Annotated in this window: 8 protein-coding genes; 7 read left to right on the top strand and 1 reads right to left on the bottom strand. The window is 59.8% G+C overall.

Annotated elements, in window-relative coordinates; all coding sequences use genetic code 11:
• Positions 1–543 precede the first annotated feature (543 nt).
• On the bottom strand, positions 544–2,463 hold the full coding sequence (locus ACFFT4_RS14395) for an ABC-F family ATP-binding cassette domain-containing protein (protein WP_378048693.1): 1,920 nt from the start codon (positions 2,461–2,463) through the stop codon (positions 544–546).
• Positions 2,464–2,619: 156 nt separating this feature from the next.
• Here ACFFT4_RS14395 and ACFFT4_RS14390 point away from each other — a divergent pair, with 156 nt between their 5' ends.
• From ACFFT4_RS14390 to ACFFT4_RS14360, 7 genes are all read left to right on the top strand, one after another.
• Positions 2,620–3,252, top strand: coding sequence for a 5-formyltetrahydrofolate cyclo-ligase (locus ACFFT4_RS14390; protein ID WP_378048692.1), 633 nt, complete (start codon positions 2,620–2,622; stop codon positions 3,250–3,252).
• 90 nt (positions 3,253–3,342) lie between these two features.
• The gene (gene moaC, locus ACFFT4_RS14385) at positions 3,343–3,834 is read left to right on the top strand and encodes a cyclic pyranopterin monophosphate synthase MoaC (RefSeq protein WP_378048690.1); all 492 of its coding nucleotides are present in this window, start codon (positions 3,343–3,345) and stop codon (positions 3,832–3,834) included.
• Positions 3,835–3,872: 38 nt separating this feature from the next.
• The gene (locus tag ACFFT4_RS14380; RefSeq protein ID WP_378048688.1) at positions 3,873–4,367 is read left to right on the top strand and encodes a MogA/MoaB family molybdenum cofactor biosynthesis protein; all 495 of its coding nucleotides are present in this window, start codon (positions 3,873–3,875) and stop codon (positions 4,365–4,367) included.
• On the top strand, positions 4,364–5,413 hold the full coding sequence (locus ACFFT4_RS14375; protein WP_378048687.1) for a molybdopterin-binding protein: 1,050 nt from the start codon (positions 4,364–4,366) through the stop codon (positions 5,411–5,413). The genes ACFFT4_RS14380 and ACFFT4_RS14375 overlap by 4 nt, the downstream gene beginning before the upstream one ends.
• A gap of 41 nt (positions 5,414–5,454) precedes the next feature.
• Positions 5,455–5,685, top strand: a complete 231-nt coding sequence (gene tatA, locus ACFFT4_RS14370; protein ID WP_378048684.1) for a twin-arginine translocase TatA/TatE family subunit — start codon at positions 5,455–5,457, stop codon at positions 5,683–5,685.
• A 100-nt stretch (positions 5,686–5,785) separates the two neighbouring features.
• Positions 5,786–6,568: a twin-arginine translocase subunit TatC gene (gene tatC, locus ACFFT4_RS14365; protein WP_378048682.1), complete on the top strand. Its 783-nt coding sequence runs from the start codon at positions 5,786–5,788 to the stop codon at positions 6,566–6,568.
• A 157-nt stretch (positions 6,569–6,725) separates the two neighbouring features.
• Positions 6,726–7,997, top strand: coding sequence for a methyl-accepting chemotaxis protein (locus ACFFT4_RS14360; protein ID WP_378048680.1), 1,272 nt, complete (start codon positions 6,726–6,728; stop codon positions 7,995–7,997).
• The last annotated feature ends 117 nt before the right edge of the window (positions 7,998–8,114 follow it).

The raw sequence follows: 8,114 nt of genomic DNA, 5'->3' as shown, positions 1-8,114 counted from the left end.
AGCCGGATGAGGGAAAACCTCACGTCCGGTTTGATGAAGGGGGGGCTGGAAAAGTAAATGGAGGGCTTGCGCCCTCCAATGAAATTCCAGTTCTCTACTCTACCAGAATTCATAAGTTTCACCCTTATCCTTGTCTGTATCGTCTCCGACAAACGCATGTTCGCCGTCCTATGGACGCCGCAGGGCGTTTTTGCTTGATGGGTCGGCAAGTATGAAATTCGCTAAACTTATCCGAATCTTCTCCGTCAAGAAAGACGATGTGGACAAACTTATCCACAGCACATGTGAATAGTGTGGGTAAGTTTGTGAAAACGTTGGGGGACAAGAGGTTGCGTTTCGCTGAAAAGGGGATGAGTTTTTCACAGCTTTTCTGTGGATAGTGTGGACGATGGGGATAAATTCGGCGAAAGCCGCGCGCATGATCTGAATAAGGAACCCGAAAGCCCGCGCCCCAACCGATTGAAAGTTGTCAGAATAGTAACAACCCTCGGACAGATATCCGAGGGCTGTGTATAACCATGTGAATAAAACAAAAGCACGAGGCTACTCTTCCATCAAAGCTTCCCACACTTGATAAACCTCGTCCAGCTCCGTGCGCTTTTGCTCCGCTTGCTCCTGCTTCTCTCGAAGCAGCATATAATCGACGGCCATTTCGGGAGAGGCCATCTGTTCTTCGAGCTCGGCGATCTCGTTCTCCAGGCGGGCGATGTCGGCTTCGGCCTGCTCCCGCTTGCGAGCGCGGGCGCGATCCTCGCGCTTGGCCTGCTTCTCGGCTTCATAGTTGGTCAAGGCGGGCTCGGACTGGGCGGCCGCGGCGCTGTCGCCATTTGTCGCCGCCCATTCCTCCATTTGTTGTTTCTTGGCGACCATCTCGTCATAATTGCCCAGGAAATGCTCCGCTCCGTCCGGGGACAGCTCCACGACCCGGTCGGCGATGCGGTTCAGGAAATAGCGGTCATGGGAGACGAAGACAAGCGTGCCGTCGTACTCCTCCAGCGCGGCTTCCAGCACCTCGCGGCTCATCAGGTCGAGATGGTTGGTCGGCTCGTCGAGCAGCATCACGTTCGCCTTCAGCAGCATCAGCTTCGACAGCGCCACGCGGGCCTTCTCCCCGCCGCTCAGCGAGCCGACTTTCTTGCGAACGTCTTCGCCGCTGAACAGGAAGCTGCCGAGCACGGTGCGAATCTCCGCCTCCGGAAGATGCGGGTAGGCGCTCCATACTTCCTCCAGCACGGTGTTGGCGGGGGTCAGCCCCCGCTGCTCCTGATCGTAATAACCGAGCGAGATTCCGACGCCCCATTCGATCGCGCCCACCCGCAGCGGAAGCTGGTCCATCAGCGCGCGGAGCAAGGTCGTTTTGCCTACGCCGTTGGGGCCGAGCAGAGCGACGCGCTCCCCGCGCTTCACCTCGAACGAAACGTTGCGGAACAGCGGCTCCATCTCGGAATGCGGCGCGGCGGAGCAGCGGATGACCCGCAGCACTTCTTTGCCGCTCCGTCTTTCTGTCGTGAACGAGAAGTTCGCCTGGCGCAGGCTGTTCGGTTTCTCCAGCCGTTCGATCCGCTCCAGCGCGTTGCGGCGGCTCTGGGCGCGCCTTGTCGTCGAAGCTCTTACGATGTTGCGCTGAATGAAATCCTCCATCCGGGAAATCTCCTTGCGCTGCTGCTCGTACAGCTTCAGCTGCTGGGAGAACGCCGCGGCCTTCAAATCCATGAAGCGGCTGTAGTTGCCCGTGTACCTCGTCGCCTGATGGCGCTCGATCTCGACGACGGACGTGACCGTCGCATCGAGAAAATAGCGGTCGTGGGAGACGATAACCATCGCCCCGGCATAAGACCGCAAGTACTGCTCCAGCCAGGTGAGCGTCTGAATGTCGAGGTGGTTGGTCGGCTCGTCGAGCAGCAGCAGCTCGGGCTGGACAAGCAGCAGCCGCGCCAGCGCCAGACGTGTTCTCTGGCCGCCGCTTAGCGAGGCGACCTCCGTCTCCGGAGGAAAGCCGCCGAAGCCCATGCCGTGCAGAATGCTGCGAACGCGGTTGTTCATCTCGTAGCCGCCGTTCTCGCGGAACTTCTCGCTGACGTCCGCGTACTGGGCGAGCAGCGCTTCATAGCGCTCGGCATGCTCCAGCTCCCGGGGATCGGCGATCCGCGTCTCCAGCTCCTTCAACGTTTTCTCCTGCTCGAGCAGGGGGCCGAACGCGGAATTCATCTCTTCCTGGATCGTGCGATGGCCCTGCAGGCCGCCGTTTTGCGCCAAATATCCGATTTTAAGCTCGCGCGGCTTCGAGACCGAGCCGGTGTCCGGCACGATTTCCCCGGCCAACACGCGAAGGAAGGTCGATTTGCCCGCCCCGTTTACGCCGACGAGCCCGATGCGGTCCCGTTCGTTGATCTGCAGCGAAATGCCTTCCAGCACGGGAGTCACGCCATAATGTTTCGTAATGCCAGATGCTTGAAGAAGCAAGAGGAATCCCTCCGACAAGTTCTTTTCGATGTTGCTGTTCCAAGTGTACCGTAAAGTCGGCGGAAAAGTCCAAGCGTTATCCTTTGGCGAAAATAGACATTCAATGCTAAAATGAAAATAGGTTTTCATTGGTTCTTGAAGGTAGGCATGCCGTTCATGGAAAATAGAGACGCCGGCGCGCTCAAAGCCGAATGGCGCAAGCGGATGGCGGACGTTCGCGACGGGCTGCCCGCGCAAGAGCGGGAGCGCTTGTCCCGCAAGCTGTGCGAGCAGTTAGAGAACGAGGCGCTCGGTCCGCTCAGGCGGCGGCTCGGACGTCCGCTTAACCTGTGCGCTTACGCGCCGTACCGGTCGGAGGCTTCGCCGCTGCCGCTCGTCTTCGCTTGTCTGGGACGGGGAGATCGGGTGTTCGCGCCGCGGATGAAGCCGGACGGCGAAGGGCTGGAGTTGCGCGAAATCGGCGATCCGTCGGACTGGTCCCCGGGAAGATGGGGAGTTCCGGAGCCCGATCCGGGCCGCACATCATTAATGGAAGCCGCGACTCCCCTCGACGTTGTGCTCGTTCCCGGAATGGCGTATAACGCGGCTGGAGGCAGGCTCGGTTACGGCGGCGGATTCTACGACCGCTTGTATGCGGAGCGGCGCCCGCAAGGCGGGACGCTGTGGATCGGCTTCGCCTTCTCGGCGCAAGTCGTTCAGGACGCCCTGCCGTCGGAGGCTCACGATCTCAAGCTGGACGGCTTGGCTACGGACAAAGGCTTGACGTGGTTTGCGGGACGGGAAGCGTAAGAGCTGTGTTCCGACGATCGAACCGTTGTCGGCGGTAACGCGAGGGCCGATACGGGGCGATGCAGGAGGGTCAGGACAGGGGGGAACGGAATGGAGCGCGAAGAGCAAGCGTTGACGCATTTTAACGAGCAAGGCAGGGCCAGAATGGTAGACGTCTCAGGCAAAGCCGACACCGTCCGGGTCGCGGTTGCCGAGGGGCAGGTCCGAATGGCGCCCGAGACGCTGCGGAGAATTCGCGAGCGCTCCGTCGCCAAGGGGGACGTGCTCTCCGTTGCCCAGATCGCGGGCATTCAGGCGGCCAAGCGGACGTCCGACTGGATTCCGATGTGCCATCCGCTTGCGCTGACCGGAGTCGATATCCGGTTCGCGGACGACGGGAACGATACGCTGACGATTACGGCGGAAGTAAAGACGACCGGCAAGACGGGCGTGGAGATGGAAGCTTTGACCGCCGTCTCCGCGGCCGCGCTGACCGTTTACGATATGTGCAAAGCGCTGCAGAAGGACATGGTCATCGGCCCGGTGGCGCTGCTCGGCAAGACGGGCGGCAAAAGCGGCGACTACGTTCGTTCGGCGACATAAAAAAGAGAGTCTTACTTATAGGAGTGGAGGGAAGGACTATGCGTTGGAAGGTGGCTTTGTTGACGGCTAGCGACAAAGGCGCAAGAGGGGAACGCGAGGATACGAGCGCGCAGGTGATCCGCGAACTGATCGAGGAAGAGCTGCTCGGGGATATCGTCGATTACCGGATCGTTCCGGACGAACAGGACGAAATTCGCGCCGCGCTGATCGAGATGGCCGATTATTATCAGGCGGACTTGATTCTGACGACGGGCGGCACGGGGCTGGCCTACCGCGACGTCACGCCGGAAGCGACGATTCGCGTGGCCGAGCGTCTCGTTCCGGGCATTCCGGAAGCGATGCGCGAGTTCGTCTCCCGGCGCACGCGCCACGGCGTTCTGTTCCGCGGCGTGTGCGCGATTCGCGGGCGCACGCTGATCCTGAATCTGCCGGGCGATCCGAAGGGCGTGCACGAGCATCTGATGGCCGTCATGGATGTGCTCCCCGAGGCGCTTGACCAGGTCAAGGGCATGCGAGAGGAGCGGTTGGAATGATGGCGCCCGGGCAAGACCGGCAGGAAGCGACAACCGTCATCGGCTCGTCGAAGCTGAAGGAAGTGAGAGTCGAGGAAGCCGTCGGCATGGTGCTGGCGCACGATTTGACGCAGATCGTTCCCGGCGAGTTCAAAGGCCGGCTGTTTCGCAAAGGCCACGTCGTCACCGCCGAGGATTTGCCGCGGCTTAAAGATATCGGCAAGGAAAACCTGTACACGATCGAGCTGGCGGATACGGATTTGCACGAGGACGATGCGGCCGACCGGATGGCTCGGGCGCTGGCCGGCGAACGCATCGCCTGCGGAGAGCCCGCGGAAGGCAAGGTTACCTTGAAGTCGACCGTTCACGGTCTCGCTTCCGTCGCCAAGGAAGCGGTGCAGGCGATTAACCGGATCGGCGACATCGCGCTTGCGACCGTCGTCGACCGCCGCGTCGTGCGCCCGGGCGAAGCGCTGGCGGCAACGCGGGCCATCCCGCTGATCGTGCCGAAGACCAAGGTGGAGCAGGTCGAGAGAGTCGCCCGGGATTTTCGCGCTGAACGGGGGGCCGCTCCGGTCGACGTTCGGCCGTTCCGCCCGATGAAAGCCGGTCTGCTGACGACGGGCACCGAGGTGTATTCCGGCCGCATCGCGGACAAGTTCGGTCCCGCCGTCTCGGCCAAGCTGGCCGAATTCGGCTCGGAGGTCGGCGAGCAGAGGTTCGCGCCGGACGACCGTCATACAATTGTCAAGGAAATTCACTATTTAAGGAAACAAGGGTATGATATGATACTGGTATCTGGCGGCATGTCGGTGGATCCCGACGACCGCACGCCGGGGGCGATCTCCGCCGCCGGCGCCGATATCGTCAGCTACGGAACGCCGATGCTCCCGGGCTCGATGCTGCTGTTCGGCTACTTGGGCAACGTGCCGATCTTCGGGCTGCCCGGCTGCGTCATGCACGACCCTTACACTTCATTTGACGTTTTATTATCCAGAGTATTGGTTGGAGATACAATAGGGAGAGAGGATATCGTCGAGATGGGATACGGCGGCCTTCATCGCTGACGAGTATTCCGCACGCCGCATATCAGGAGGAGGTTAACGACATGTCAGGCATTGGAGCTTCGGGCATTATTTTGCTCGTTCTGATCGCGCTTCTGCTGTTCGGACCGAACAAGCTGCCGGAATTGGGCCGGGCTTTCGGACGCACGCTTCGCGAGTTCAAGAAGGGCGCGAACGATTTGATGGATGATCCCAAAGACCGGGGAGCGCAGCGAGTGGACGTATCCGACGAAGAGACGGACAAGCCGAAAGCGGATCGTCGTCTCCCGGAATAACCGGGACGGGCAAGAACTATCTCTATAAGGGCTGTCCCTCGGCGCAGATGAGCGATTTGCGAAGGGGCAGCCCTGTTGTCGCATGGAGGCGAAATAAGGAATGAAAGATACAGCCGCTACGGAGCGGGATTCGGAATGGATGCCGCTGACGGAACATTTGGGCGAGCTGCGCAAAAGAATCATCTATTGCCTGGTCGTATTCGTGATCGGGCTGGTCGGAGGTCTCTTCGGAGCGCAGCCGCTGTTCGATTATTTGGTCGCGGCGGCGCCTGTCGACAATCTGGATCTCCATGCGTTCTCTCCGTGGGACGCGATCGGACTCTTCATGAAGTTCGCGATTCTGATCTCCTTCGTTCTCGCGATCCCTTTTACGATGTACCAGCTCTGGGCTTTCGTCCGTCCGGCGCTGGGACCTAAGGAGCAGAAGGCGACGCTGCAATTCGTGCCGGGCGCGCTCGCGATGTTCCTGGTCGGCCTGGCCTTCTCCTATTTCGTCGTCTTTCCGATGGCGTTTCTGTTCACGGAGAAGGTGACGGGCAATTTGGGCCTGGAGCAGACCTACGGAGTAACGCAGTACTTCTCGTTTCTGTTCAATATTTTGCTGCCGATCTCCTTGCTGTTCGAGCTTCCGCTGCTCATTCTGTTCCTGACGCGGATCGGCATCCTGAATCCGGCCATGCTGAGGAAAATGCGCAAGGTGGCCTGGTTTATTCTGATTTTCATCGGCGTGCTGGTCACGCCTCCCGACGTCGTGTCGGATTCGCTCGTCGCCGTTCCTCTCATTCTGCTGTACGAATTCAGCGTCTTATTGTCCTCGATGGCCTACGGCAAGCGCATGAGACAGCGGAAGCAGCGCGAGCTGGAAATGGAACTCGAAGAATAGGAAATTGCGGCTAGAGCCCATGCGACTCCCGAAATGCGCCATTTTGCCCGATATCGAACAAAAAGTGTCAATTTCCGATATTCCAAATGGAAGAATTATGATACACTTGTCTCAAGTAAGGGCTTTCAGTAGGGCGAGAATCTCGGGAGGGACAAGGATGCGGGATATGACATTGGGACGCAAATTAACGATTGGCTATTTGGTACTCATCCTGCTGCTGGCGGCCGCCTTTGTGCTGCTGCTGTCGGGAAGCGATCTGACGAGCAATACGGGCACGTTCATTATGGTTATCGTCATTTTCTTGCTGCTGATTGTCGGAGGCGGCATAGGACTTAAGTGGTTGTCCGGCAATCTGTCGGCCGCGATCGGCAACGTAACGGCCACGCTCAGAAACATTGCCTCCTCCGGAGGAGATTTGACAAGACGCATACATATTTCATCGTCCGACGAGATGGGCGATCTGGCGAACGCCGCGAACCAAATGCTGGACGGACTGCAGAAAATGATGAAGGAATTGAAGGACAGCACGGCGGAGCTCGCCGCCTCGGCGATTCTGTTGAAGCAGGGCACCGAAGAGAACGCGCGGGTCAGCAGCGAGGTGTCCAAGGCGGTGGAGAGAGTCGCCTCGGGCTCCGAGACGCAAGTCGCCCAGTCGCAAGAAATTTCGGCGACGATGCAGGAGACGATGGACGGCCTGAACCAGGTGGCCGGCACGACGACGAGCGTGTCGGACGCGGCCCAAACGACCGTCAGCCGCGCCGCCGCGGGCTCCGAGCTGCTGCAGTCGACATCCTCCGAGATCGATCAGGTCGGCAAGGCGTTCCGTTCCTTGCAGGAGGTCGTCAGAGGGTTGAACCATAAATCCGAGCAAGTGCGCGAGGTTATCGGGTACATTTCCGAGGTGGCCAACCAGACGAACCTGCTTGCGCTGAATGCCGCGATTGAAGCGGCCAGAGCGGGCGAGCACGGACGCGGCTTCGCCGTCGTCGCCGGGGAAATCCGCAAGCTGGCGGATCAGACCCAGCAATCCGCCGTTCAGATCGGCGATACGATCGGCACGATGTCGGGAGACATCGAGCAGGTGGCCGCGATGTTCGAACAGAGCGCCGGCCAAGTATTCGCCGCGGTGGAGGGCATGCAGAACGCCGAGGAAACGTTCCGCGACATCGTGGACAAGGTCGGCCTGCTCAGCTCCAACATCGTAGAGGTCGCGGCGTCCGTCGAGCAGATGTCTGCCGGCAGCGCCAGCGTCGTCCAGTCGATTCACGATATCGCCCGGATCACGGAGGAGACGGCCTCCTTCACGGAGCAGGTCTCGGCTATGACGGAGGAGCAGCTGTCCTCGACCGAGGAGATGGCCCGGACCGCCGACAACTTAAGCTCTATGGCTTCCCGCATGAAGGGCCTCGTCGGCAATTTCAAAGCTTGAATAGAGTAGGCGTATAACGGCTACACTACAAAAGCCAATAGTTCGATGCGGATTCGCGACGATCGCGGATCCGCATTTTTTTGTGCAGGTTTAACGGAAAAGGACTTGAAAACCTGC

Source organism: Cohnella cellulosilytica, assembly GCF_042431195.1.
GTDB classification, from domain to species: domain Bacteria; phylum Bacillota; class Bacilli; order Paenibacillales; family Paenibacillaceae; genus Cohnella; species Cohnella cellulosilytica.
Note: the sequence above shows the minus strand (reverse complement) of the source record. Positions and strands in the feature narration are given on the sequence as shown.

Excerpts from the sequence above, each read along its gene's own strand:
- ACFFT4_RS14380 (WP_378048688.1), top strand. The coding sequence starts at position 3,873 with ATGCGTTGGAAGGTGGCTTTGTTGACGGCTAGCGACAAAGGCGCAAGA.
- ACFFT4_RS14390 (WP_378048692.1), top strand. The coding sequence starts at position 2,620 with ATGGAAAATAGAGACGCCGGCGCGCTCAAAGCCGAATGGCGCAAGCGG.
- moaC (WP_378048690.1), top strand. The coding sequence starts at position 3,343 with ATGGAGCGCGAAGAGCAAGCGTTGACGCATTTTAACGAGCAAGGCAGG.
- ACFFT4_RS14360 (WP_378048680.1), top strand. The coding sequence starts at position 6,726 with ATGCGGGATATGACATTGGGACGCAAATTAACGATTGGCTATTTGGTA.
- tatC (WP_378048682.1), top strand. The coding sequence starts at position 5,786 with ATGAAAGATACAGCCGCTACGGAGCGGGATTCGGAATGGATGCCGCTG.
- tatA (WP_378048684.1), top strand. The coding sequence starts at position 5,455 with ATGTCAGGCATTGGAGCTTCGGGCATTATTTTGCTCGTTCTGATCGCG.
- ACFFT4_RS14375 (WP_378048687.1), top strand. The coding sequence starts at position 4,364 with ATGATGGCGCCCGGGCAAGACCGGCAGGAAGCGACAACCGTCATCGGC.